Annotated in this window: 21 protein-coding genes and 1 pseudogene; 12 read left to right on the top strand and 10 right to left on the bottom strand. The window is 67.6% G+C overall.

What is annotated here, in order from left to right:
- The first annotated feature begins 48 nt into the window (after positions 1-48).
- From GobsT_RS22000 to GobsT_RS21990, 3 genes are all read left to right on the top strand, one after another.
- Complete coding sequence (locus tag GobsT_RS22000) at positions 49-378, top strand: DUF971 domain-containing protein (protein ID WP_010044635.1); 330 nt, start codon at positions 49-51, stop codon at positions 376-378.
- On the top strand, positions 375-1184 hold the full coding sequence (locus tag GobsT_RS21995) for an Mrp/NBP35 family ATP-binding protein (protein WP_010044637.1): 810 nt from the start codon (positions 375-377) through the stop codon (positions 1182-1184). Before GobsT_RS22000 ends, GobsT_RS21995 begins: the two co-directional genes overlap by 4 nt.
- Before the next feature lie 335 nt (positions 1185-1519).
- Positions 1520-3103: a DUF6798 domain-containing protein gene (locus tag GobsT_RS21990; RefSeq protein WP_010044639.1), complete on the top strand. Its 1584-nt coding sequence runs from the start codon at positions 1520-1522 to the stop codon at positions 3101-3103.
- 133 nt (positions 3104-3236) lie between these two features.
- On the opposite strand, the gene GobsT_RS21985 is transcribed toward GobsT_RS21990, so the two are convergent.
- Both GobsT_RS21985 and GobsT_RS21980 read right to left on the bottom strand, forming a co-directional pair.
- Positions 3237-4365, bottom strand: a protein-coding gene (locus tag GobsT_RS21985; protein WP_417936319.1) for an IS3 family transposase whose coding sequence is annotated in 2 segments (ribosomal slippage) — positions 3237-4085 and positions 4087-4365 — 1128 coding nt in all. Because the reading frame shifts where the segments join, the coding sequence is not laid out codon by codon here.
- Positions 4366-4705: 340 nt separating this feature from the next.
- Complete coding sequence (locus tag GobsT_RS21980; protein WP_010044642.1) at positions 4706-6109, bottom strand: transposase; 1404 nt, start codon at positions 6107-6109, stop codon at positions 4706-4708.
- A gap of 117 nt (positions 6110-6226) precedes the next feature.
- Here GobsT_RS21980 and GobsT_RS21975 point away from each other — a divergent pair, with 117 nt between their 5' ends.
- Positions 6227-6352: a CBS domain-containing protein gene (locus GobsT_RS21975; protein ID WP_010044644.1), complete on the top strand. Its 126-nt coding sequence runs from the start codon at positions 6227-6229 to the stop codon at positions 6350-6352.
- Positions 6353-6378: 26 nt separating this feature from the next.
- Here GobsT_RS21975 and tnpC read toward each other — a convergent pair.
- Together tnpC and GobsT_RS38050 are read right to left on the bottom strand one after the other, a co-directional pair.
- Positions 6379-7825: pseudogene (gene tnpC, locus GobsT_RS21970) on the bottom strand (IS66 family transposase).
- A gap of 102 nt (positions 7826-7927) precedes the next feature.
- On the bottom strand, positions 7928-8104 hold the full coding sequence (locus tag GobsT_RS38050; RefSeq protein WP_157506867.1) for a hypothetical protein: 177 nt from the start codon (positions 8102-8104) through the stop codon (positions 7928-7930).
- 215 nt (positions 8105-8319) lie between these two features.
- Here GobsT_RS38050 and GobsT_RS21965 point away from each other — a divergent pair, with 215 nt between their 5' ends.
- Positions 8320-9816, top strand: a complete 1497-nt coding sequence (locus GobsT_RS21965) for a serine/threonine-protein kinase (protein ID WP_010044649.1) — start codon at positions 8320-8322, stop codon at positions 9814-9816.
- Positions 9817-9860: 44 nt separating this feature from the next.
- Here the strand turns inward: GobsT_RS21965 and GobsT_RS21960 are convergent, their stop codons facing one another.
- The 6 genes from GobsT_RS21960 to lpxK all read right to left on the bottom strand — a co-directional run bounded on the left by GobsT_RS21960 (position 9861) and on the right by lpxK (position 17347).
- Positions 9861-11030, bottom strand: coding sequence for a glycosyltransferase family 4 protein (locus tag GobsT_RS21960; protein WP_010044650.1), 1170 nt, complete (start codon positions 11028-11030; stop codon positions 9861-9863).
- Positions 11031-11978, bottom strand: coding sequence for a lipopolysaccharide kinase InaA family protein (locus GobsT_RS21955; protein WP_010044651.1), 948 nt, complete (start codon positions 11976-11978; stop codon positions 11031-11033).
- Positions 11979-12068: 90 nt separating this feature from the next.
- Complete coding sequence (locus GobsT_RS21950; RefSeq protein WP_010044652.1) at positions 12069-13553, bottom strand: lipopolysaccharide kinase InaA family protein; 1485 nt, start codon at positions 13551-13553, stop codon at positions 12069-12071.
- Positions 13543-14616: a lipopolysaccharide heptosyltransferase II gene (waaF, locus tag GobsT_RS21945; RefSeq protein ID WP_010044653.1), complete on the bottom strand. Its 1074-nt coding sequence runs from the start codon at positions 14614-14616 to the stop codon at positions 13543-13545. The genes GobsT_RS21950 and waaF overlap by 11 nt, the downstream gene beginning before the upstream one ends.
- A complete protein-coding gene (rfaE2, locus tag GobsT_RS21940) occupies positions 14616-16106 on the bottom strand; it encodes a D-glycero-beta-D-manno-heptose 1-phosphate adenylyltransferase (RefSeq protein WP_010044655.1) in 1491 nt (496 codons plus the stop codon). Before rfaE2 ends, waaF begins: the two co-directional genes overlap by 1 nt.
- 209 nt (positions 16107-16315) lie before the next feature.
- Positions 16316-17347, bottom strand: a complete 1032-nt coding sequence (gene lpxK / locus GobsT_RS38045) for a tetraacyldisaccharide 4'-kinase (RefSeq protein WP_157506985.1) — start codon at positions 17345-17347, stop codon at positions 16316-16318.
- Between the two features lie 665 nt (positions 17348-18012).
- On the opposite strand from lpxK, the gene GobsT_RS21930 reads away from it, so the two are divergent.
- From GobsT_RS21930 to GobsT_RS21900, 7 genes are all read left to right on the top strand, one after another.
- Positions 18013-18345: a hypothetical protein gene (locus tag GobsT_RS21930; protein WP_010047769.1), complete on the top strand. Its 333-nt coding sequence runs from the start codon at positions 18013-18015 to the stop codon at positions 18343-18345.
- 34 nt (positions 18346-18379) lie between these two features.
- Positions 18380-19285, top strand: a complete 906-nt coding sequence (gene larE, locus GobsT_RS21925; protein WP_010047768.1) for an ATP-dependent sacrificial sulfur transferase LarE — start codon at positions 18380-18382, stop codon at positions 19283-19285.
- Positions 19286-19292: 7 nt separating this feature from the next.
- Positions 19293-19553 (top strand): hypothetical protein, encoded by a 261-nt coding sequence (locus GobsT_RS21920; protein ID WP_010047767.1) that lies wholly within the window; start codon positions 19293-19295, stop codon positions 19551-19553.
- Between the two features lie 147 nt (positions 19554-19700).
- Positions 19701-20708: a hypothetical protein gene (locus GobsT_RS21915; protein ID WP_010047766.1), complete on the top strand. Its 1008-nt coding sequence runs from the start codon at positions 19701-19703 to the stop codon at positions 20706-20708.
- A 71-nt stretch (positions 20709-20779) separates the two neighbouring features.
- Positions 20780-22051, top strand: a complete 1272-nt coding sequence (locus GobsT_RS21910; RefSeq protein ID WP_010047764.1) for a zinc ribbon domain-containing protein — start codon at positions 20780-20782, stop codon at positions 22049-22051.
- Between the two features lie 622 nt (positions 22052-22673).
- On the top strand, positions 22674-23078 hold the full coding sequence (locus tag GobsT_RS21905) for an SMI1/KNR4 family protein (RefSeq protein ID WP_010036145.1): 405 nt from the start codon (positions 22674-22676) through the stop codon (positions 23076-23078).
- Between the two features lie 118 nt (positions 23079-23196).
- On the top strand, positions 23197-23682 hold the full coding sequence (locus GobsT_RS21900) for a hypothetical protein (protein ID WP_010047763.1): 486 nt from the start codon (positions 23197-23199) through the stop codon (positions 23680-23682).
- The last annotated feature ends 210 nt before the right edge of the window (positions 23683-23892 follow it).

Here is a 23892-nt window from a genome sequence, read left to right as displayed (position 1 = left end):
GTTGCTACAATCAACACCGCTCAGTGAGACTGCTTCGGAGTTGTGCGCATGGCCGAAGACCTCCGCCCCGTGTCCCTCAATCGCGAGGGCAATGGGCTGAAGATCGAGTGGAGCGATGGGGTTGCCACATTCACGGCGTTCACCGCGCTCCGTGCGAAGTGCCCGTGCGCGACCTGCAACGAGGAGCGCGGTAAGCCGGTCGACCCCTTCCGCATCCTGACACCGCAGGAGGTGGCCGCCGGCGCCCCCGCGCCGGTCGCCATGACTCCGGTTGGTCACTACGCGTACCAGATCAAGTGGAACGACGGGCACGACACCGGCATCTACCCGCTCGCGCTTTTGCGCGCGCTGGGTGAACAAAATAAGGAACACCGATGAACCCGCAAATGCCCCCGAAGCTGGTGCTGCCCGGGGTAAAGCAACTCATTGCGGTCGCCAGCGGAAAGGGCGGCGTGGGCAAATCCACAGTCGCCGCGAACCTCGCAATGGCGCTGCACATGACCGGCCGTTCCGTGGGCCTCATGGACGCGGACATCTACGGGCCGTCCGTGCCGCTCATGTTCGGGCTGGGATCGGTGAACCCACAGACCACCCCCTTTCCCATCGAGAAGTACGGCATCCGGCTGATGAGCATGGGGTTCCTCGTGAGCCCCGAGCAGGCCGTGATTTGGCGCGGGCCGAAGGTGGCACAAGCCGTTCAATCGTTTCTCGCCCAAATCGACTGGGGCCAACTCGACTACCTCATCATTGACCTGCCGCCCGGGACCGGAGACGCGCAGCTCACACTGAGCCAGAGCGCGCCTTTGACCGGGGCGGTCATCGTAACCACCCCGGGTGAAGTAAGCCTCATCGACGCCCGTAAGGGCGTGAAGATGTTCGGCGAGGTCCGCGTGCCGATCCTCGGCATCGTGGAGAACATGAGCTACTTCGAAGACGCGGGCGGCAATAAAACACCGATTTTCGGAGTCGGCGGCGGGCAAAAGCTCGCGAACGAGAGCAAGGTCCCATTCCTGGGGGAGTTGCCCATCGACCCACGGGTGGCGTGGTGTGGCGACAACGGCGAGCCGATCGTGCGCAAGTACCCTGATTCGGCCGTCTCGAAGGCGTATCTTGCGCTTGCGAAAACGGTTGCGGATGCTGCAAGTAAACCTGGTACCGCGCCTCTCCCGCCCGTCTTGCTTTGATTTTATACGCGGGACATGTAAAACTCTGGTGGTATTTGACACGCGTTGCACGGCGGGGGAATGGCCACCATTCGGCGACTGGCCACACGTGATCGGTAAGCCCGGCGGCCATCGCGAAGCTTGTGCCCGATAGCAGCCGTCCTCGCCCTTGAAGCGTAGGGAGCGCACTAGCCAGACTGCGGGGGGCTTGCAAGCCTTGGTGCTCTGCAACGAAGGTTTGTGGCAAGAATTCCGGAACAGTTGCAGACCACATGCCTCTGAGTAGGGTTCACACATTCTTCGGACTTGACCCAGTCAGATGTAATCGCTGCTACTGGGGTTCGTAAAAAGACCGTATGCATGAATCGACTTCCGGCTCGCGCATATTGACAGTCGAGGCGGTGCTGCTTGCGTTGGCGTTTGCAATATCGCACACACAGTCTCCGCTGTACTACTCGAACCAGAACCAGTACCTGTTGCACGCTGCCGCGAGCGCACACTATGGGCACCTCGCGGGCGACTGGCTCGCGAACACGGCCGACCCCACGCCGCTTTTTTCGCTGCTCACGTCGGGCGCATTCGCGACACAGCCGTGGCTTATCCAGCCGGTGTATTTCGCGCTACTCGCGAGCTATTTTCTCGCCGTGCGGTGGCTCGTGGTCACGCTCCCGTGGTTTCCCAATAGCTGGCTCGCACGTCTGGGTTTTGCGGCCCTTTTCACCGCCGCGCATGCGGGCATCCTGAGGTGGCTCTCGATACAGGCTGTGGGAGTCGATTATCCCTGGTACCTCCAGTCTGGTCTCGCCGCCCAGTACCTCTTGGGGCCGGGGTTTCAGCCGTCTGCATTTGGGGTGCTGTTAGTCTGGGCGTTGGCGCTATTCGCACACGGGAAGCCACGACTTGCGTGTGCCGTGGCCGCGGCCGCATGCTGGTTCCACTCGACGTATCTCTTCCCCTCCGGATTGCTGGTCGCGGGGTTCGTGTGTACGCTTGCGCCCACAAGGGCGCGGGCCGCGGTACAGGCTGGCGGCGGAGCACTGGTGGTGGTGGCACCGGTGTTTCTGTTCACTTTCAGTCAGTTCGACCCACTTAATGCGGGGGCCGAGAACGCGTTGAGCACCCTCGCGAATGTTCGCATTCCGCACCACTGCGTGCCGGCGCGATGGCTCGACCGAGTTGCAGGGTGCCAACTTGCGTGGGTCGTGTTCGGTTTGGTACTTGCACGCCGAGTACCGTTCGGCCGAGCGTTGACAACCGCCGCGGCCGGCGGCGTGCTCTTCACTGGAGTGCAACTCGCGACCCGGAGTGACGCACTCGCACTCACGTTCCCGTGGCGCATCTCGGTGCTACTCGTACCGATCGCGACGGCCATCATCTGTTCGGCGGTTGCTTCACGGTTTTCCAACAATCGGCAAGCGGAGCGGGTTGCGTTCGCGCTTCTAGTGACACTGGTTGCAGGTGGTGTAGCCGTGACCGCGCTCGGATTGGGCTACCGCACTGTCGACGAAAGTGGTGTCTACAATTTCGTTCGTGGGACCGCCAAGCCCGAAGATGTGTACCTTATCCCGACCAGCTTTCCGAAGGTCGGGAGCGGGCGCGGAGCGGTGTCCAACACGTTCGCCCCTCCGCCGCGCGCGAAGGAAGGTACGAACCAAATCCCGGTCGATCTGCAGCGGTTCCGACTCGCGACTGGGGCATGCGTGTACGTCGATTTCAAGTCGGTGCCATATGCGGCTTCTGAGGTGCAAGAGTGGCATAGTCGCATGACGTTCGCGGCCGATTTCTACTCGAATCAGAGTCGTAACTTCTTGTCCGATCACACCGCGCTACGGATGCGTGGTATCACGCACGTCGTTGCATCGCGGTCACAGCCGTTTGAGGCGCACTACCTCGAGGAGGTGTACGCCGACGACGCGTATATCGTGTACCGTGTCGAGTGATTCCCCGCCGGCTACGTCACCTCCCTTCTCATGCGGCGATTTCGGCTCGCGACATTCGGCCCGAGTCGCGGGCCGAATGTCGCGGTGGGTACAGTGGACCCCATTGTCTAGACCAAAAAGTTGCTATCCTTCGCTACTGTTTCGTCGGGGCCTTCGTGGCTCCGACGCCATACACCTGAGCCGGGGTGCGGTAGTCCAGGGACTGGTGTAACCGCTCGGTGTTGTAGAACCCGAAGTACGCCCGGAGCCCACTCTCCAGGGCCGGCACCGACTCGTAACCCTTGAGGTACACGTCCTCGTACTTGACGCTCCGCCACAGGCGCTCCACGAACACGTTGTCCAGGCACCGGCCCCGCCCGTCCATGCTCACCGCGACCCCGGCCCGCTCCAATCGCCCGACCCACGCGGCGGCCGTGAACTGGACTCCCTGGTCCGTGTTGAACACCTCCGGCTTGCCCCGGCCCAAGGCCTCCTCCAGCATGTCCTGGCAGAATGACCCGTCCAACGTGTTGGACAGTCGCCAGGCCACCACGTACCGGCTGAACCAGTCCATCGTTGCGGCCAGGTACATGAACCCGGTGGGCATCGGGATGTACGTGATGTCCGTGCTCCACACCTGATGGACCCGGTCGATGGCCACGCCCCGCAACAGGTACGGGTACACCTTGTGCCCGGACCCGACCGACAGCTTGGGCTTGGGGTACAGGGCCTCCAACCCCATGATCCGCAACAGCCGCTGCACCCGCTTGCGGTTCACCTCGTGACCCTGGGTGCCCAGCCACGCGGCCAGGCGCCGGCTCCCGTAGAATGGGCACGTCGTGTACTGCTCGTCGATCAACCGCATCAGCGTCAGGTTCTCCGCGCTCTCCGGGGTCGGCTCGTAGTACACCGTCGAGCGGTTCAATCCGATCAGCTCGCACTGGCGCCGGACGCTCAGCTCCGGGTGCTCGGCCTCGATCCGGGCACGCTTGGCCTCAGCCGAGGGCGGCCGATTTTTTTTTCACCCAGTCGAGTTCCACCTTGAGGCGGCCGATCTGCTCGTACAACTCGGTCGTCTTGTCTTCCGGGGGGCCGGTGCCCTTCGCCCCCGAGGCGAACACGGCCTCGGCCCCGGTGAGCAACTGCTTCTTCCACCCATGAATCAGGGTCGGGTGGACGCCGTGCTGACTCGCCAGTTCGTTGATGGTCTTGTCGCCCTTGAGGGCCGCCAGCGCGACCTGGGCCTTGAACGCCGCCGAGTGACTCTTCCGCTTGCCCGCCATGGGTTCCCCTTTCCTGGGCCTCCGGTATAGCTTAACCGGCGGTCCAGTTTTCGGGGTCCACTATAGGGAGCGTTACGGCGACTCGCGCCGCTCGTGCTACGCGAGTTGCGGGGTGAGCGATTCAGCTCCGGCCCTTCAACATGTCGCCGTGGGTGAAGTTCGCACTGTGGCGAATACTACGACCCGCTCCGTTGCCACACGGTAATGATGAAAAACGTTGCCGGGCTCCACAATCGCATGCGTGGATAGCGGTTTAATCGGATCGCTTAGAGCCTGTTATGAACCTAATGGGTTGCGTTGCCACTCTTTAGTGGTATGAGTCAGGCCATTCACGGTAGGGCTACTGTCGTTTTTGTTGCCGTTTTTGCGACTGACGATTCTTCTTGTCATCTGCCAGCAACCGAGCGGTTGAGACATGTAGGATTTTGTCTTCGACACGTTCGGTCTTGGTTTTCGTGGGCTTGCGTGGCGGTGACTTTTTGACCTTTTTCAGGTTAATCTTCTCGGCCCAGGCCCGTAGGTGCCGGGCCAGCTCGACGCCCGACATGGCCCCGAACACGGCCCACTGGGCCGGTGGGACGGCGATCATCATGCCCGGGTACACGGTGGCCAGCTCGAGGGCCACGTAGTAACCGGACACTTCGTTCTGCACCACGTCCACCCCGTGTGCCGCTCGCATCGCGGCCTTGAGAACCGCCAGCACGTTGTACGCGGCTACCGCCACCGCGAACCCGAGCACCGCCGCCTTCGGGTACCCGAGTGTGTTCACCTCGCACCGCAGCGCGACCGTCAATTCGTGGAACGCGCCTTCCACCGCCCATCGGCCCCGGTATACGGCCGCGACGGTTGCCGCATCCGCCTGGTCGCCCGGCACGTTGGTCAGGATCTCGAGCTCCCGGTCCCCGTCCCCGGTCGGCTGGTCCAACCGCACCCGCACGCACCGCACCTGCAGCACCGGCTCCCCACCCACGCACACCCACATCGGCCGCTCGCTCGCCCGACCGGTGTCGGTACGCACCTCCGCGGTCCACTCCCCGTCCCCCTCGAGGGTCGTGTTCCCGTGCCGGCGGATCACGAACGACGTGCCCCGCTGATCGATCCGGGACAGGAACTCGGCGGTGCAGAAGTTGCGGTCACCGACCCACACCTGGGCCGGTTGCACCAGCGGCATCACCGGGTCCAGAAGGGCTCGCTCCTGGGTGTGCCCGTCCTCACACGGGATGATGTCGGTGATCAACATGCGGTCCGGGTCCAGAACCGCCAGGACCAGCCCGGGGAGCGGGCCGGCGGTGCGCCCGCGGGTCACCCGGAGCCGCTTCTGGGTGGCCCCCAGATGATTCCCGTCCAGGATCCGAACGGCTCGACCGGGCCGTACCGGGTCCCGCTCGCCGCCCAACCGGCCGATCCGCTCGTGGCATCGGTCCGCGATGCGCCGCACCAACCCCGCCGACACCCCGAGCTCGATGTTCTGGAGCTTCTCGTACACCGACTTTAGGGTCACCGGGATCCGATCCACCATGTGCTGGTCGGCCGATTGCACGTGATGTGCCTTCCCGCACACCACCCGGCTCATCAACTCCACCACCGTCGAGAACAGCAACTCCTGCGTGTACCCCGTCTCCGCCGTGTGCTCGAATAACGCATCCAGGGCCGAGGCCGACAGCGCGTGTTCAATGGTGGCCCGAGACATGACGCTCAGTGGGCTCTCCTCAACGAACCGATCGAACACCGCACCCAGGAGCATGGCCGACCGTCCGGAAATGGCTCTATTCGTTCACTGAACAAACCTTACGACCGAAACCCGGCACCATGAATGGCCTGCCCCGCCAGGTTCGTGCAGCGCAAGTAGGTCACCACCGAGGTGTCGGCGGCGTCGGTGATCGAACAGTTGCTGGAGGTGGGCGTTCACCACCTGTTCGTGATCGACCCGAGCGGGATTGTGGTGGGAATCATCAGCCCCGTCGACGTGCTGAGAAAGCCCATGTAAGCGTTCACGGGTGATGCGGCAGTGTATCAACAGTTGGCGAGGAGTGAATTCCGCATCGGAGTCTGTTGGGCTTCGGCTGGGATTAGGGTCGGCGGTGTCGCGCCGGTGCGGTGCGGTGCGCGGTCACGGCGTCGGTGAGGAACTCCAGGACATGGCGGTTCTGCCGGCGACACGAGGCGATGACCGTGAGGACCCGCTCTACGAACCGGCTCCGGCGTTCGCTGTCGGTGCCGTGTGCTGGTCTTCCGCCAGCACACGGCGTGACGCACCTCGCGCTCGGCCGCGTTGTTGGTCGGTTCCACGCCGGCCACCCGCGCGAACGTCCACCGTGACGCCTCGACCGCCAACAACTCCGCGCAGGTGGCGGCCGTCTCGGCGCAGCCGCACGCGGCCCCGCTCCGCAGGTGCTCCCCAACCTGACGACGCAACGCGGGGATGTAGGTCGAGCGACATGTGGACCGCGCGAGGGTTCCGTCCCGCACCCGATACCAGTTCTCGAACAGGGCGTCCGAACACGCCAGCAGAGCCGCGCCGATCGCCTGTCCGGAACCGCCCCGGTCGATCATCGCCTGGAAATCGCGTCGCAGGTGCGCCCAACACACTTGCCGCTTGTGCGGGCGCAAGTGGGTGTACACCGGATACCGGTCGGTCGTGTGCACCTGGGTCGAACCGGCCCGGAGGTCGTCCAAGGCGGCTCGGCCACAAGTCCGGCGGATCAGGAACGCCACCACCAGCGTGGTCACGGCGGCCCACAGCCAGGCCCGCTGACGCCCTTGCGTCCAGCCCGCTTCGTCCACGTTGGCCGGTTGGCCACGGGTGTAGACGAGGGCCGCGTCGGCCACCGGGGCCAGCGCCTGGGCGGATCGGTGCTGGAGCTTGCACACCATGGCCGGGCTCAGCGGTAGCCCGAACAGGTCGCCGAACAGTTGGCTCACGCCCCGCTTGCCTAGGCGGCACGAGCCGGTGAGAAGCGCGGCCACGGCCTGGGCCCGAGGGCCGTATCCGGTGGTCGCCCCGGCGGGCACCAGGGACACCGTGGTCGTGCCGCCGTGTGGGCACCGGAGCCGGTGGCACCGGTACTCGGTCACGTGGGGCTTGACGACGGGGATCTCGTGGACCTGATGAACGGCCGGTTCCGGGTCGTCCCCGGTCAGCGGGCGCGCCCCCCCGGCACGTGGACGGCTGGAGGGCCCGGATCTCATCGGGCGGCAGAACGGTGCGTTCCGCTTTGGGGTGTCCCGGTTGGCCCCCGCGACGCGTGCCCGAGGCCCCCTTGGGCGGGGCCGGGTTCACGTGCGGGGCGTCGGACGACGGGTGCTTCGACGAGTTGGTCGAGTTCTGGTTGAGACGGGCGGTCAGTTCGGCGACCTGGGCCGTGAGCTGGGCAATCGTGGCTTCGAGTGCCCGGATATACGCCACCACGTGAGGCGGCAGGTCGACTGGGAGGTCCGGCGGTTGAGGAACAGGTGTCATGGCGTTAGATCGGTCACAGGACACACTCGCCAGTGGCAACCGCCCACGGAAAGGGCTCAAAAGGCACGGGAAAACGCGGGGCAAATCGCCCGTGAACGCTTACTACTTCGGAATGTATGACAACAGGTAAAACGCCAGGGCCGCGCAGATCACGCCAAGGAACATGACCAGCCACGCCTGAAACACCCAGGCGTAGACCTTGCGGTACGGCAGAGACTCCGCCGCAACCGACACGGCGGTAGCGGAAACGACCGGGTTGGGTTTCACGGGCTGTGACATCAGCATCTCTCCTCAGCACCTGGGTTGTGTCATCATCGGGAATTTTAACGGTTCGCTTCATGCGGTGTTGGTTCGCTTTCGAACTTCGTCGCCGTATCGGTCGGATTTGCCGCTTCTATTGGGCCAACGATGCGCTACAATCTGAAGAACCGAATGGGCCGCCCTCGCCGGCCTTCGTTCGGGGCGTCGCCTGAAGCGGATCGGACGCGCCCGGTATGCCACTTGAAACCGCCGACGACTTGGTACGTACCCTCCAGGGGAGCGGGCTGTTCACCCCCGAGCAGATCGGGGCGATCGTCCGCGACCTGAACGCCTTCGGAACCGACCTCCAGGGCGGGATGAGGCACATACTCAAGCACGAGCGCGTCACCCACTACCAACTCGGCAAGATCATTCGTGGGAAGTCCGCGGACCTCATCGTTGGCTCTTACGTCGTGCTCGACAAGCTCGGTGAGGGCGGAATGGGCAAAGTGTTCCGCGCGCGGCACGGTCGCACCGATCGGACGGTGGCCCTCAAGGTGATCCGGCCGTCACTCATCGTGAACCCGACCGTGCGCGGCCGGTACGCGCGCGAGGTGCAGGCGACTGGCAAGTTGCACCACCCGAACATCGTGAGCGTCGATGACGCGGGCGAGGCGGACGGCAAGTTCTTCCTGGCGATGGAGTTTGTCGACGGCATCGACCTGGCCCGGATGATGCGTGACTTCCAGAAGCTTGAGGTCGTGGAAGCGTGCGAATACGTTCGGCAGGCGGCACTCGGGTTGCAACACGCGCACGACCATGGCCTAGTCCACCGCGACATCAAGCCGTCCAACATTGTGGTTGCGGGTGAGCGGCATTTGCCTCAGGCGACCGAACCTGCGGTCGTCAAAATTCTGGACCTGGGACTCGCCCGGGCGGTCGATCCCGAGGACATGGTCGCCCCGGACCTGACGCGGGACCATACCGTCGTGGGGACGCCGGACTACATGGCCCCCGAGCAAGCGAAAAACTCGAAGCTGGTGGACGCACGCGCGGACCTTTACAGCCTGGGTTGCACGCTCTACTTCCTCCTCACCGGCCGTCCCCCATTTCCCACCGGGAACGCGATCGAGAAGTTGTTGCAGCACCAACTCGAACGGCCGGCCCCGCTTCAGGCGCTGCGGCCCGGGGTGCCCGCTCCGGTGGCCGAGATCGTCGCCCGGCTGATGGCAAAGCGCCCCGACGACCGGTTTCAGACGGCAGCGGAAGTCGCCGCGATTCTGGAATCGTACGCGCGGTATCCCGACGGGTCGGCCGCGGTGCCGGTGGTGACGGTGCGTCCCGCCCCGCAGAATCCGGCGGCGTCCGGCGACACCCTGCCGTCGCGGAGCACTGCTCTCCCGTCCTCAATGGGTTTGGCGCCGAGTTCCGCGACGAAGCACGTGTTGCTCGACCTTCCGGAAAACCCGCCTGCTGGAGTGCCGGCGGCGACTTCATCCGATATCACCCCTCGGCCGGTCGATCTGGCCGAACTGACTACCAAGCCGCGCCGGGGAAAGCGGCGCCAAGCACCCGCGTCACGTTCGAACCGCGCTCGCGCCCGCCCCTCGCGCAATGGGCTCGCGCCCGTGTGGGTGGGGGCCGGAGTTATGACCCTGTTGCTGCTCGTCGTGTTGGTGTGGGCGGTGCGGTCGGTGAATTCTCGCTTGGCGCCGACGCCACAGCCGACTCCGCAAATGTCCCCGCGGTGAACCGATCTCGCCGCAGGCCCGCGCGCCAAGCGGTGGGAGTGGCGTCAAGCGGCCTTCTTGGTTTGGCGCACCTCGCCGAACACGTTGAGCAGTGCTTGATAGTGGTGCTCGAAGGTCCATTTCGTGCCGGTCTGCCGTGCGGCGGTCGATGACTCCGCGCGGTACTTCGGGTCCGTGAACCGGTACATCGCTCCGGCCAGCGCCGCGGCGTCGTGCGGGTCGTCGATTACGGCGCCGTCGTTCGGCGGGGTGAGTAACTCGCTCGCCCCGTTGTACCGCGACGTGACCACCGGCAGCCCGCACGCCAGTGCCTCGAGCGCGACCAGCGAGCACGGGTCGTAGAACGTCGGGTGAACAAGAAAGTCGGCCGCGAAGTAGCAGTCGCGCGGGTCGTCGCGGTGCCCGAGGAACACGACCCGGTCGGCGACTCCCAACTTCTCCGCCTGGCGCCGGTACCGGTCGACCTTGGGGTGACCCACCACGGCGAGCTTGAACGGGCGATCGCGGGGCACCCGCGCCAGTGCGTTCAGCAGGGGCGCCAGCCCCTTTAGCCGGTAGTTCATCGCCACGAACAGGCCGATCGTGTCTTCCGGGAACGCCATCCACCGGCTGCGCTCCTCGTGCCGGCGCTTGAGCCGGTCCTCGGCTGCAAACCGAAGGGGGTCGATCGCGCTGCGGACCACCCGCACTGCGTCCGGGGGTATGCCGTAGAACTGCTCGAAGTGCTTCTGCACCATGAAACTGTTGACGACGATCAGCGGGCGGTTCGGCCCGAGGTACTGCTTCCGCTCCAGCCGCGCGAACGACCACGCCGCGGGGTCGAGCCACTTCCCGACCGCCGCAAGCCCACGGGAGAGCGCATCGGGGTACTTCAGCAGGTTGTGCGCGGCGCTGGCGGCGTGCAGCCCGCCTTGCGGGTACAGAACGTCCTGACCCCAGGTCTTGTCGAACCCCATGCTCACGTCGTGCCGGTGGCGTCGCAGCTCGGCTTCGCACGCCTCGGCGAACCGCCACGGGCGCAGGAACCGTGGGCCGCTCGGCACGTCGATCCGGTGGAAGTGCGTGGAGGCGGGCAGCGCGCCGGCGTCCCACCGGGCGGCATAAAGGTGGACCGCGTGCCCGTCGCGGGCGAGCCGGCGCGCGAGGTCGCCGATGTACGTCTCCGCGCCGCCGCGCGCCGGCAGCACGCTCTCGTAGCACAGTGCGATGTCCATCTACGCGGCACTCCGTTGCTGGTCGTAAGGCACGGCGGACGGCTTCCGCTGGTTGTGGCGGCGGTACCGCTGCCACTTCCACTTCACGAGCGGGCGAATCCATTCGCCCGGGGCACGCCCGGCGGGCCAGTGCCGCCGGTACAGTTTCCAGAACCGCACGCGGTCGCGCGCGGTCACCCCTTCGACTTCCGACGAGAACAGCAGTTGCGCCAGGTCCTTGATCTGCCACCACGGGCCGGTGAGCGGGTGCCGCGCGAGCCGGTGCAGGTCGATCATCACGACGCGGTTCGTCCAACCGGACGGGGGCGTGCGGGCCAGCGCTTCGGGGATGTAGAAGTGGCAGAAGTACAGGTCTTTGTGGAACACGTGCCGGCGGTGCAGTTCGCGCGACAGGCGGGCGAGTTCGGCCACCAGGCCCCGCTTCCAGCGCGCGAACGTCCGGGGATCGAGTGTTCGGGCCGCGCGAGGAACGGCCTCGTGGAGCGGCAGCATCCCGTGCAACTCTTCGACCGCCAGGAACCCCTGGAGCCGGCCCCACGGCCCGACGAACTGTCCGGCCGCGACCGGGCGCGGCACGGGAAACCCGTGCTCCTTCGCCCAGCACAGGTGCGCCCACTCTTGCAGCCCCGGCGACCACGCGCGGCCCGGGAACAGCGTCGCCAGCAGCCCGTGCAGCCGCGGCAGGCGGTAGTGCCGCTTCAGGTACACGCTCAGCTTGTCGCGGCCGTCAGCGAACACCTTGCGCCCGATGGATCGCCCCTGCTTAGAGTGCTCGCGGTCCGTGAGCGGCACCGTCATGATGCTCTCCGTCCACGACTCGCCGGCGAAGCGCTCCCAGTCCGCTTGGCGGCGCAGCAGGCGCACCCCCTGGCGCACCCGGCGCCAGAAGCTCGAGACCGGGTCGCCCACCTCGGGCCGGAAGAGGGACGGGTTCGGGTTCGCGCTCATTCCGCTCCCAGTCGTGTCAAGTTCCAAGATCCAAGTTCCAGGTTTCAAGTCGAATTCCCGCACGCGCGGAGTTCGATGACGATTCGTTCACTAACGGTCCACTTGGAACTTGGAACATGGATTTTGGAACTGTGGGCTTCCCAGAAGCCGGGCCGCGGCGCGGGCGTCGCGCCGCCTGGTTGCCGCACCCACCCGTCGCGCGACTCGCACGGCGCGCGGGTCCGCGACGCTCACCCGCCCGTTGTCGAACGCGAACGCGTTCTTCGGGTCGGTCAGGACGCACCCCGCGGCGTGGAGCGCGTCCAGGCACGCGAGTACGCTCGCAAGAGCCGCGCGGCGGGCGGAAGATGATGCCGTCCGCCGCCATTTTCGCAAGGGCACTCCGGGCGGCGCGTCGTACAGCGCGAACCACTCCGCGGACGTGGTCCCGGTGAGCCGCTGGCCGAACGCCATCAGACGCGGGGCGGGTACCCCGTACCGCTCCAGGTGGAACAGCACCCGCCCGATCGTGACCCCTTCCGACCGCCACGGGGTGGCGCGGACCCAGGCCCGTAGCCGGCCGAGCGGCGCGGACTCGCGACCGCGTGCGAGGACCGCGTCCCGGCCCGCCATCCGTACCTTCAGCGCGCCGGTCGGTCCCGAGCCGTAAAACGGTGACCTGATCGCGGGCGTCGGCCACACCGCCGCGATCTCCGGCACCGCGCACACGGCCTCGCCGGCGAGCCACACCAGCCGCTGGGGCCGCGCGCCGGGCTGAAGCTGGTCACGAACCGACCGCCGGGTCGCGTGGCGCGCTGCGGCGCCGAGCGCGCGTGCCAGTAGGTTGTCCGGGGCGCGGCCCTGGGCGCGGTACGCGGCGAGGAAGCGGAGCCGGTCGGCGGGGCTCGCCAGCTCTGGGGAGACCGATGCGTGCAGCGCCCCGAGCGCGTCCGCACGGGCCGCGTCCGTCACGCCACGGCCCGCGGACGGCCAGTCCAGGAACGTCAGGTCAAAGGTGCGCGGGTTCACGAGCACGTGCTTTGCGGTGAGATCGGGCGTCTCGAACCCGGCTGCGTGGACCGCCGCGACCGCGCCGCCGATCCGCCTTGCGAGTGCGGACCGCTGAGCCGGCGACAGCGTGTTCGTGCCGAGCAGCCGGCGCAGGTCGACAGCATCTGCCACCTCCTCGACCAGCAGGAAGGCTTGTCGCCCGTGGGTGCCGAATGCCGCCCACGGCGGGGCCGGAAGACCGGCGGCGGTCAGCTCCTCCAGCAGGGCGGCTTCGCGCTCGCACCGCGACGCCCACCCGAACCCCGCCCGCCAGTTGCGAAGCTTCTCGCGCCACCCGACGACGTGCTGACGCTTGAGGTAGAACGCCCGCGGCGCCCCGGGCACCGTCACCCGCACGACGTGCCGGTCGGCGTGGCCGCTCACCACCTCACCGGGTAGGTCCAGAAACGAGGCGGGGTGCTGCAACCCGACACGCGCGAACAACTCGGCGAACGCCGTGTGGACCGTGAGCGTGCCGCCTCGGTCGGCGGGCGGCGCGAACAGGACCTGCGGCTCGCGCACGGTGGCGGCGGCTTCAAGCTGCACGGGGCACCCCTTCCCACACGGGGAGCGTGAGCCGCGTTAAAAGCCGCTCGGCGGCCTCGAACACGGCGGCGGGGGCGAGTTCGCGCATGCAGCGGTGGTGCCCGAGCGGACACACCCGCTGCTGGCACGGGCCGCACGCGAGCTTCTTCTGAAGGCAAATCTCCTTCGCGAAGTGCGTCTCGGTCCACTCGATGTGTGTCGGGCCGAACAGCGCCACCACCGGCCGGTTGAAGGCTGCCGCGAAGTGCCGCGGGCCGCTGTCGGTGGTGACGAGCAGGTCGGCGCGCTTGACCACGGCTTTCGTCAGCCCGAGCGACAGCTTCGCGTCGGCGAGCGAGTGGACGTGCGGGGACCGGCTCTGCTCGGCGATTTGCCGGGCCATCTCGCGCTCGCCCGGGCCGCACAGCACGAGCACCCCGCAGCCGAGGCGCGCGGTCAGGGACCGTGCGAGTTCCGCGAAGTGGTCGCAGCCCCAGTGCTTCGCGGCGCCGAACGCCGCGCCCGGGTTGAGTGCCACCACTCGCGGGTACCGCCCGAGCCCGAACCGCTCCCAGACCTCCGCGGCGCTGGAGTCGTCGGCGGGCGTGGTGAACAGCTCCATCCGGTGCCCGGGATCGGCCGCACCGAGCGCGACCGCGAGCCGGTTGTAGTCGTCGAGTGCCGGGGACGGCACGAACCGGCCGCGGGCGTCGGTTTTGGCGTGCAACTTGTCGGTGAGCAGGAAGCCGCGGGCGTAGCGCGCGAACCCGACGATTCGTTTGGCGCCGCCGAGCCGCGCCAGGAGGGCCGTGCGGAACGAGTTCGGGAACAGCACCGCCGCGTCGGTGCCGAGTTCGCGCAGCCGGCGCGCCGCGGCGAACAGCCGTTGCGCCTTCGGCCCGCGCTTGTCGGCCAAGACGGTGTGCGCGAACCACGGCGCGCCGGCCAGCACGTCGGCGACGTAGGGCTTGCACACCGCGACCAGTTCGGCCGCCGGGAAGGCGGTGCGAACGGCCCGGACCGCGGGCGTGGCCATCACCACGTCCCCGATCCAGTTCGGCAGGAACAGCGCTATGCGGTTCATCAGGCGGCCTTCATCCGTTCGATCAGGTTCGTGGTCGAGAACCCGGCGCGGAGGTCGGCGAGGTGGACCCGGCCGCCGTAGCTCTCCACGAACGCCGCGCCGACCACGTCGGCCTTCTGGTAGTCCGCGCCCTTCACGAGTACGTCGGGCCGCACGGCCTCAATGACGCTCGCGGGGGTCTGCTCGTTGAAGATGGTGACGTAGTCCACGTCCTGGAGCCCGGCGAGCACGAGCGCCCGGGCCTCGACCGGGTTGAGCGGGCGCGTCGGGCCTTTCAGTTGCCGCACGCTGGCGTCGCTGTTGACGGCGACCACGAGGCAGTCGGCCTGGCGCCGGGCTTCGGCGAGGTACTGGACGTGGCCGGCGTGCAGCACGTCGAAGCACCCGTTGGTGAACGCGACCGTTTGGCCGTTGCGGCGTCGCCCGTCGAGTTCCGCGAGCAGGTGGGACAGGGCGGTCACCTTCGCCCCGCCGGGCACGCGCTCCGCCGTCCGGAACGGGGAGTGCAACAGGTCGGCCAGGATCTCTTCGCGGGTGACGGTCGCGACGCCGATCTTCTCAACTTCGAGCCCGCCGGCGACGTTCGCCAGCCGGATCGCGTCGCCGTAATCGGCCCCGGCGGCGAGCGCCAGGCCGAGCGTCGCCATCACCATGTCGCCGGCGCCGGTGATGTCGTACACCTGGCGCGGGCGGGTCGGGAACACGGCCCCGCGCCCGTCGGCGTGCGCGAGCGCCATTCCGTCCTTGTCGAGCGTGACGATGCCCGCTTCGAGTTCCAGCGTGTCGCGGAGGTGAGCGGCGGCGCGGACCGCGTCGTCCCTGGTGTTGATCGCGAACCCCACCGCGAGGCTCGCTTCGAGCCGGTTGGGGGTCATGCTCGAGCACCCGCGGTACTTGCGGTAGTCGCCCCCGCGGGTCGGGTCGGCGACGACCCGGACCCCGCGCGCCTTCGCCATTTCGATCACGGTCCGGAGCAGCCCGGGCGTGCAGACGCCCTTGTCGTAATCGCTGATGAGAACCACGTCCGCCTCGCGCACCTTAGCGACGAGCGCGTCGGCGAGCTGTCGTTCCACCCGGTCCGAGGCCGGCTCGCGGCTCTCGTAGTCCACCCGGATCATCTGCTGCGGGTGCTTCGCCTGCGCCCGGCCGATGTACCGCTCCTTGACCGTCGTCGGGCGGTCCGGGTCGGTGACCACGGCGTCCGCGTCGATGCCGAGGCCGGTGAGGATGCGGCGGGCGTGGAACCCGTCGCCGTCGTTGCCCACGACCCCGAGCACGCTGGTGCGGGCGCCGAGTGCGTGGAGCATGGTGGCGACGCTGCTGGCGCCGCCGAGCCGCTCCTCCCGCTTGTCGGCGCGCAACAGGACGACCGGCGCCTCCTGGCTGATGCGCTCGGCGTTGCCCCACACGTAGCGGTCGAGCATCACGTCGCCGACCACCAGCACGCGCGGGGCGCCCAGGTTCTGAACAAGCTCGGTCAGGTCGGTCATGGTGACGGTCCGTTGCCATCCGTTGGCGCGTGCGCCGGACGTTGTGTGTTGTGCCGCCTCATTCGCACTTCGGTTACTGGTACCTGTTTTGGCCGTTGTCTTTGTGGCACAGACATTCCTGTCTGTGCGGCCTTCTCGCGCCGCACAGACAGGAATGTCTGTGCCACAAGAAACAGACATAACCAGCCGAATCGCGTATCGGCCACGGGTCAGGCCGTGTCGCTCGTCAGTACCCGTTCCAGCACGTCCGAAACGGCGCCCTCGCCGTCGCGGAAGTGTAACCCGATCCGCACCGCCCGCAGCCGCTGCCCGCCCAGCTCCGGCACGCGCAGCTTCACCCAGTCTTTCTGGGTCGTGGCGATGATCGCGCCATCGGGGAGTGTGGTGGCCCAATGAGTCAGGGCGCGCACGTCTTCGGCCGTGTAGGCGTGGTGGTCCGGGAACGTGCGGAACTCCGCGACCGTCGCTCCGAGCGATTCGAGCGTGTGCCGGAACGCGCCGGGGTTCCCGATTCCGCAGAACGCGCCCACCGTCTGCCCGCGGAGCAGCTCCAGCGGTTCGGTGTCTCCGTCACCGCCGACCAGATCGATCGGCCGGTGTTCGGTACTCGCGACCGGCACGTTCGGCACCCGGCGCCCGAGCCAGTCGCGCAGTCGGTCGAGTTCCGCGGCGGGCACCTGATCGCACCGCGTCAGCAGCACGGCCCCGGCGCGCCGGACCCCGCTTGCGGGTTCGCGGAGGGTGCCGCGCGGGAACACGAAATCGCACTCCGGCGGCCGGGTCGCGTCGATCAGTACGAGGTCGAGGTCGCGGTGCAGCCGGCGGTGCTGAAACCCGTCGTCCAGCACGAGCAGTTCGGCCTCAAGTTCCTCGACGGCGGTGGCCGCGAGCGCCACCCGGTCGGCGCCTTGCAGGTGCGGCACGTCCGGCAGGTTCTCTTCCAGCACGAGGGCTTCGTCGTTCCGGCCCGTGCTGCTCCCGTAGCCGCGACTGAGAATCGTGACCTGTACGCCGCGCTCCCTGAAGAACCGCGCGACCCACTCGACGCACGGCGTCTTTCCGGTCCCGCCGAGCGTCAGGTTGCCGACGCTCACCACGGGCACGGCGGCCCGGTGAACCGTCCTCCACCCACGGGTGAACAACGCGTTCCGCGCCCGCACCCCGAGGGCGTAGGGACAGCTCGCCAGGCGCAAACCGAGGCGCAGCGCCGCCGCCAACGGCCCGCGCCGCTCCCCGCTCACCAGGGCGTACCACGACTGAGGGTTAATCCCGAAAACTCCTGTGTGCTCACAAGCGGACGGACTGTAACAGTCGCGGCGCAAGTGTGTCAACGCGAAGCGCCGCAGCGCGCGACGACACCCCTCTACGGTCGGCACATCGGGCATTTCGAGCACCCATTTCCCCTGTGTGGAGCTACCGGAAGTTCCAACCCCCTTCGCTCGCACCGGGCCGGACGGTTGGCGTCGGATTTGCGTGCGGCTGGCGCCACAACGGGTTAGCGATGGCGGCGTCGTAAATAACTTGCTGGCAATATGTTGCAGATCTCCGTTGGGACGGTTTCGAGGGCGCGGGCGGTTGCTCTCGTGGCCACATCCGGAAACAAAAGCGCGCGATTCGCGGGTAGCAATGACCCAGCGAGTTGCCAGCGAATCGCCACTCATCCGGTAGCGATTGTCCCGTCGGTGCCCCAGCGGTTGCTGCCGCCGCCCTGTAACCCCCGTTACAGCGCGAACGGGGACGTGCCCGTGTTTCGAGCGGTGGCATAACCCGCAAAGCCCGAAGCCACAGTAAGCCGACAGAGGCTTGTTCCGTTGTCCGTGGTGGCGCATTTGGTGGTTTGACTCTCCCCCGCCTGTTGGGGCGGAGTGGTTCGCGTCTAAAATGAGGACACCCGGAGGGCGCGGCGATGGCGGTACGGCACATGCGGCTCGCGATCGGGCTATTCTTCCTGATGGCAGGCGCGACGCTCCTGACCGTTCGGTTCGTGGCACCCGACCGCGTGGCGCAGGTGTTCGACCCGCTTCGGCTCGCGCTCGGCGCGATTTTGGCGTTGGTTCTTGCGGGTGTTAACTTGGCGAAGTGGTACGCCGGCCGCCTGGCGCACGACGAACTGAGCACGCCGGTCCGACAGCCGTTCCAACCAGACCCGGTAAAGCGGGTCGGGGAAGTCGAACCGAATCCAGACTTCGATTTCAGCAAACCGGAATCGGAACCCGCGCGGAAGTCGAATAACTCTTGACCACCCACCTGCACGCCGCTCTTATACTGAAATCATGTTTACTGAGGCGAACGCCATCGAACTGTCTGCCACGCTTGACGCCAAACGCGAGGCGCTGCTCGCGACCCTTGGCGGCATGCCGGGCGTTGCGGTCGCGTTCAGCGGCGGCATTGATAGTACCGTCGTCGCGAAGGCCGCGCACCTGGCGCTCGGCACCCGGGCGGTCGCGGTGACCGCCGACAGCCCGAGCGTGGCCCGCAACGAGTTGCGCGACGCACGCGAGCTGGCGAAGCTGATCGGCATCCGGCACGTCGTCGTCCGCACCGACGAGTTCCGCAACCCCGACTACACCAAAAACGACGGCTCCCGCTGCTACCACTGCAAGACCGAGTTGTACACCACGGTCGAGTCGATCCTGCCGGAGCTGGAAGTGTCGATCATCGCGAGCGGGGCGAACCTCGACGACCGGGGGGACTACCGCCCCGGGCTGCTCGCCGCCGCCGAGCATTCGGTGCGGCACCCGCTGCAAGACGCCGGGTTCACGAAGGCCGACGTCCGCGCGCTGGCGCGGTTCTGGGGGCTTCCGACCTGGGACAAGCCGGCGGCGCCGTGCCTGTCCAGCCGGATGGCGCCCGGGGTTACGGTCACCCCGGAGCGGACGAAGAGGGTCGAGGACGCGGAAGCCGTACTGCGGTCGCTGGGGCTGCGCGAGTGCCGGGTGCGGTACCACGAGGGCGACCTGGCCCGCGTTGAGGTGCCCGTGAGCGAGCTGTCGAAGTTCGCCGCCGACCCGGTTCGCGGCGAACTCGCCCGGGCGCTTCATGGGCTCGGGTTCAAGTTCGTGACCCTCGACCTCGACGGGTTCCGCTCGGGCAACTTGAATGAACTCGTACCGATCGAGTTAAAGCTGCGCTACCGCCGCGACGAACCGACCCAGGCGCCCGCCGCCGACGAACTGTAAGGCCCCCATGAACCCACTCCCCGCCGCCGCCGCGCTCGACCAGTTCTTCCTCGACGCACGCAGCAAGTTGCTGGAAGCGGCCGCCATCTTCGACCGCATCGGCCGCGGCGCCGGCGCCGAAACCGCGGCCGCCGATCCGCGTATGGCGAAGCTGCGGAGCGCCGTTGAGGCGCTCCTCGGCGACGCGCCGAACAAGGCCGAGTTGCTTCAACAAATCTTCTCACTGGCCTACGATCCCGAGTGGCCGCGGCCCGCCCCGCGGTTCTGACGCCCCGTGCCGCCGGCACCACCGCGCCGCGCGGACCCCGGCCGCGGCTTTTCCGGCGCCCGGGGGGTTCCGCCCGGGCGCTGTTGCGCTTAGCATGTCGCAAATGGCACAAAGGGTTGGCCGGTCGTTTCCCTTTGGAAACAGTGGATGCCGATTTCGCTCACCTGCTCGCACTGCGACGAACCGCTTGAGGCACCGGAGCACCGGGCCGGACAATTGGTCCGGTGCCCCCACTGCAAGGCGCTCTCGACCGTGCCGGGCCCAGAGGTCGAACTGCTTCCGATTCCCGATGAGGGCGAGCCGCCGGTGACCCGCAAATCGCCGGTGCCGGGCCGCCGCACTCGCGGAACCGCGGGGCACGGCTCGGCGGGGCCGTGGCGGTCGTTCGCCCGCGGGTGTCGGTGGGTCGAGTGGGGCATCGTGACGGAGTTCCTTGCCGTCACGCTAATGTTTATGGTCGTGGCGGGTGTGGGGCTTGGGCGGCTCGGAGTGATCCCGGTTGCTCGGGTCAACAGCGACTATTCTGCGCCCGTGTTCTTTGGCCTCCTCCTCGTCGGCACCGGCTGCGTCTGCGCCGGGCGGTTGATGATGCTGCAGTTGCCGGCCGGGACCAGCGGCTTGGGCGTCCTGATGGGCGCGTTCTGCTTGAGCGGTTTGCGGTTCCTGGCGCTCCTCTGCGCGCTGCTCTTCGTGGCGTTCGCGCTGGTGAGCCGCGGCGACCGGGCGGTGGGGACCGAGTGGGTCGGACGGCTGTACGCGCTCGCTGCCGTTGCCGGCTTCGTGGCGGAAGTGAGTGTAGTCGCCGGGATGGGAGTTGTCGGCGGCGCGCTGCCGACCGACCGGCTCCGCCGGCGGGCGGGAGCGGTCGCGCTGGCGCTCCAGTTGATGGTGTCCGCCTGGGTCGTGCTCATGGCGCTGATCATCTATGCCGGTCTGTTTGCGGAGTTTCTGCCGCGCCCGGCGCCGGTCCCCGCGGCGCGGCCCGCACCGCCTGCCGCCCCGATACCGGTCGCACAGCGCGCGGGCCTCCTTTTGGGCGGCCTCTTGGTCGTCTACCTGTTTAATGCCGCGTACTCGTTCATTCACTACTCGCTCTTTGCGGCCGGGCGCGCGGCCGCGGAGAGTAACCGTTCCGGTTCCGAATCCGCACAATAGCGCCGGCCGCCCCACCGGTAGGTGGGATCTTTATTTGGCGACGCGGCGAGTTCCTTGGTGCTGGAGAAATTATGCCGATCACACTGGGGTGCCCGTCGTGCGGGAAGCGGTTCCGCGCCCGCGACGAGTCCGCGGGTAAGCGGGTGAAGTGCCCGTACTGCCAGACCGCGGTGCCGGTGCCGGTGCCCGAAGAGGGCGGGGCCGCGCCGACGGTCCCGGTCGAGCCGCCGCCGCCGCCCCCGGCCCCGTCGCGGCCCGCGTTCGAGTCGGACCTGCTGCCGCCGTCGCAGCCGCGCCCGGCCCCGTCGCGCCCGCCCGTCGCGCCGGTGCGGGCCAAACTGCCCGAGTCGCCGGCCGCCGCGGCCGATTGGGGTGCGCTGCCGAACCAACCCGCCGCCACCGGCCCGGTGCCGACCGCCGCGTCGCGGCCGTTCCCGTCGGCCCCGCCGCCCGAACTCGAACCGGACCCGGACGCACCGCCGCCCGCGCCCAAGCGAGGTGACCGCGGGAGCAAGCCGCGCCCCAAGCCGGCCGCGCCCGAGCCCAAGAAGAAGGCGGCGGAGAAGAACCCCGAACAGGTGCTCGCGAAGAAGTGGGCGTCCGTGCGCCGCGGGCTCTTCTGGGTCCGGTTCTCGCTGCTGTTCGTCGCGCTGCTCGGGTTCGTCGAGTTCGGCAAAGCGGTTTACACTCGCTCCGTCGGCGAACTGCCCAAGGGCGAGGGGTGGGTCCAGATCGAAGGCTACATCAACTCGGGCGGGCCGAACTCGATCCCGCTCTCGAAGTCCGACGAAATCAACCTCGCCACCTACGGGCTGCTCGGCGCGCTGGCCGGGTTCCTGATGGTGATCGGGCGGCTGTTCAGCGGCGGCGCCCCGCGGAACAGCGGCGCCGGCGGAATGTTCGCGCTGAGCGGTCTCCTGACCCTGGTCGCCTTCGTGTCCGTGCCGGTTTGGATCGTGTGCGAGAAGGTGCCGTTCCCGGAGGAGGTGAAGTACGCGCGGCTGGCGCTGCTCGTGTCCGCCCCGCTGGCGGAGTTCTGGTTCCTCACCGCGCTGACCGCCAGCGGGCTCGCGCTCAAGCGGCCGAAGGTGGCCCGGCAGGTCGGGTGGCTCGGGTTCCTTTTCGCCCTCATTCCGGTTCTCGTAATCGTCGGGTGGGAGCAGTACGTAATTCACGGGCGCCCGAAGAAGCCGGACGCCGATTGGCTGCTCTACGAGCAGGCGGCGATCCTGATGGGCTGGCTAATCGTGGTAGTGGGCTACTGGCGTGCCGTCGGGGGCGTGCGGCGTGGCGCGCTGGAGTTCATCCGGTCAGTGGAAGACAAGGACGATGAAAAGAGCTGATCCGGTGGACTGCTCGGTCTGAAACTGCGCCCGGCTGATCCTCCAGCCGGGCGTTTTAAGTGGGTACGGCCTTGGTGATCGGTTGGGAGCCCGGAAGACGCTGTGTTGCCCCGTCCGCTGGTGCCGCCGGGGTGGGTATGTCAAGGAATCATGTTCAGTGTGCGGGAGGTGGGATGGCTCCGCGAGCGGCGCAATGAGTGCGGCGCCGGCGGAACGAGATGGGCGAACGGGCGCGCAGACACTGGACCGAATCGGGATAAGGGTCTTGAGCGCGGGCGACGACGTGGGTACACTTCTGATCGTGTCGGCCCGATCGGCGCGAGAGAATGCGCCGGCCCGTGCAACTAGAAAGCAAAGATCACCGCGAGAAGCACCGAAGTAACGTTCACGTTCGCACGGACCGTTACCGTGTTATTGTGCGAGCCGTGAAGGTGTGAGTCGAAGTTTCGCACGGCCCATTACCGTGTTGTTGCGCATATTGTGAAGACGCCCTTCACACGGTAACGACAGTTCCGGCAAGTAGTTCGGTTCCCGGCGCGTGGTGCGCCGGGTGAAATCATCCCGTGTTATTGCGCGAAGCCTCGCACACTAAACACTGGTTCGGCACCCGGAGGGCTCTCGGATGGGCGAAGCCGAGGTTGCCCGGATCGAGTCGGCGCTCGGCCATCCGCTGCCCGGCGAGTACCGCGACTTCCTCCGCCGCCACGCTGACGAAGTTCGCCGGATCAAGGCGACCCTCCCGCAACGCGCTGTGCTGTGGACCGACGCGGATGCCATCATCCGAGAGAATTTGGCGGCGCGGCAGCGGGCGGCCTGGATGACCGTTGGTGAGGACGAGGAGCCGTGGCCAGCGAGCTACCTCGTCGTCGGCACCAACGGGGCTGGGGACTACTGGTTCGTGGACCGCGGTGGTGCCATGTGGGGTGTCGGGTTCTACCAACACGAGGCCCACGAGGTCGAGGAGCGGTACGGCAGCTTCGAGGTGTATCTGGCGGAGCTGCGGCAGGAGGCCCGCGACGCCCAATAAGGCACGCCGAACCCGGCGCTGCACCTGACACCGCCGGCTGATTCGGAACGCATCGCTGATCCGATGATGGCGGTGCAGGTGAGCTTTATGTTCGGCACCAGAAGGTCGAGGAGCCGTCATGCGAGTGCTAGTTTACAAGCGAACGCACAACGGCGACCCCGACGCGAGCGGTTGCTTCGGTGTGCATGACTGCATGGGCATCGTCCGCGACCGCGAGTACGATGCGGTCGTCGGCGTCGGCGGCATCGGCTCGGAGGCCGTGTCCAACGGCATCGACGGGCAAGTCAACTGGATCGGTATCGGCCCGCACAAGCGGGAAGTCGAGGACAAGCGTGGGTCGGAGGTGCTGTTCGAGCACTTCTTGAACTTTGGCACCGACGGGCCGGACTTTCGCGAGTTGGCTCCGCTGTTGGCCGCGAGGATGTACGGCGACAACGTGCGGAGCATCCTCGACGGCATGAGTGACGCCGAGCAGGAGGAGGCCGAGGGCATAGTAGCGTTGGCCGAGGGCGAGCCGCCTTCCCCCGGCCTCGTTGCCGACTCAGACGAGCCGCCCTTGGCTGGCTCGTGTCGCACCCGAGGCCGAACCCGGCGCTGCACCTGACACCGCCATCTGTTCCGGGACGCATCGCTCATCCGATGATGGCGGTGCAGGTGAGCTGTTCGTTCGGCCGCCGCCGTGAGGTGGTTGTACGCGCCGCGGATCGGCGGGCGGTCGTAAGGTTGTCGCCACCTCCCCCCTGGTGAAGGCGACCGGCGAGGGCCCGCCGATCCGAGCGGCCTGAGGTCGCATGGTGATCTCCCGCCGTGCGAT

This window comes from Gemmata obscuriglobus (genome assembly GCF_008065095.1).
In the GTDB taxonomy this organism is placed as follows: Bacteria; Planctomycetota; Planctomycetia; order Gemmatales; family Gemmataceae; genus Gemmata; species Gemmata obscuriglobus.
Note: the sequence above shows the minus strand (reverse complement) of the source record. Positions and strands in the feature narration are given on the sequence as shown.

What these genes read in the sequence shown, in the direction of transcription:
- GobsT_RS22000 (WP_010044635.1), top strand. Translation starts at nt 49, where the DNA reads ATGGCCGAAGACCTCCGCCCCGTGTCCCTCAATCGCGAGGGCAATGGG.
- GobsT_RS21995 (WP_010044637.1), top strand. Translation starts at nt 375, where the DNA reads ATGAACCCGCAAATGCCCCCGAAGCTGGTGCTGCCCGGGGTAAAGCAA.
- GobsT_RS21990 (WP_010044639.1), top strand. Translation starts at nt 1,520, where the DNA reads ATGCATGAATCGACTTCCGGCTCGCGCATATTGACAGTCGAGGCGGTG.
- GobsT_RS21980 (WP_010044642.1), bottom strand. Translation starts at nt 6,109, where the DNA reads ATGCTCCTGGGTGCGGTGTTCGATCGGTTCGTTGAGGAGAGCCCACTG.
- GobsT_RS38050 (WP_157506867.1), bottom strand. Translation starts at nt 8,104, where the DNA reads ATGTCACAGCCCGTGAAACCCAACCCGGTCGTTTCCGCTACCGCCGTG.
- GobsT_RS21965 (WP_010044649.1), top strand. Translation starts at nt 8,320, where the DNA reads ATGCCACTTGAAACCGCCGACGACTTGGTACGTACCCTCCAGGGGAGC.
- GobsT_RS21960 (WP_010044650.1), bottom strand. Translation starts at nt 11,030, where the DNA reads ATGGACATCGCACTGTGCTACGAGAGCGTGCTGCCGGCGCGCGGCGGC.
- GobsT_RS21955 (WP_010044651.1), bottom strand. Translation starts at nt 11,978, where the DNA reads ATGAGCGCGAACCCGAACCCGTCCCTCTTCCGGCCCGAGGTGGGCGAC.
- waaF (WP_010044653.1), bottom strand. Translation starts at nt 14,616, where the DNA reads ATGAACCGCATAGCGCTGTTCCTGCCGAACTGGATCGGGGACGTGGTG.
- rfaE2 (WP_010044655.1), bottom strand. Translation starts at nt 16,106, where the DNA reads ATGACCGACCTGACCGAGCTTGTTCAGAACCTGGGCGCCCCGCGCGTG.
- GobsT_RS21930 (WP_010047769.1), top strand. Translation starts at nt 18,013, where the DNA reads ATGGCGGTACGGCACATGCGGCTCGCGATCGGGCTATTCTTCCTGATG.
- larE (WP_010047768.1), top strand. Translation starts at nt 18,380, where the DNA reads ATGTTTACTGAGGCGAACGCCATCGAACTGTCTGCCACGCTTGACGCC.
- GobsT_RS21920 (WP_010047767.1), top strand. Translation starts at nt 19,293, where the DNA reads ATGAACCCACTCCCCGCCGCCGCCGCGCTCGACCAGTTCTTCCTCGAC.
- GobsT_RS21915 (WP_010047766.1), top strand. Translation starts at nt 19,701, where the DNA reads ATGCCGATTTCGCTCACCTGCTCGCACTGCGACGAACCGCTTGAGGCA.
- GobsT_RS21910 (WP_010047764.1), top strand. Translation starts at nt 20,780, where the DNA reads ATGCCGATCACACTGGGGTGCCCGTCGTGCGGGAAGCGGTTCCGCGCC.
- GobsT_RS21905 (WP_010036145.1), top strand. Translation starts at nt 22,674, where the DNA reads ATGGGCGAAGCCGAGGTTGCCCGGATCGAGTCGGCGCTCGGCCATCCG.
- GobsT_RS21900 (WP_010047763.1), top strand. Translation starts at nt 23,197, where the DNA reads ATGCGAGTGCTAGTTTACAAGCGAACGCACAACGGCGACCCCGACGCG.